1 protein-coding gene is annotated in these 247 nt (G+C 60.7%); it reads right to left on the bottom strand.

Annotation, left to right across the window (positions count from 1 at the left end; genetic code table 11):
- The coding region (locus SB754_RS22165; protein WP_410784444.1) for a hypothetical protein at positions 1 to 247 on the bottom strand (247 nt) is incomplete at both ends.

Here is a 247-nt window from a genome sequence, read left to right as displayed (position 1 = left end):
AGGGCACACCGGTGAAGTCCTGCATGATGACGCGGGCCGGGGTGAACTGGATCTCGGTGTCCGGTTCGGCGTTGGGATCCCAGTTCGCGATCGCGTTGATGTGATCTTTGGTGATGTTCGCCCCGTCTTCGGTGCGGAGCAGGTTCTCTGCGAGCACCTTGAGGGAGTAGGGGAGTTTTTCTGTTCCCTCGACCGCGTTGAGGCGGAAGATCTCGTAGGAGTTCTCACCGACGGTCAACGTGCCGCG

The sequence above is a fragment of the Leifsonia sp. SIMBA_070 genome, assembly GCF_046534635.1.
Taxonomy (GTDB): domain Bacteria; phylum Actinomycetota; class Actinomycetes; order Actinomycetales; family Microbacteriaceae; genus Leifsonia.
Note: the sequence above shows the minus strand (reverse complement) of the source record. Positions and strands in the feature narration are given on the sequence as shown.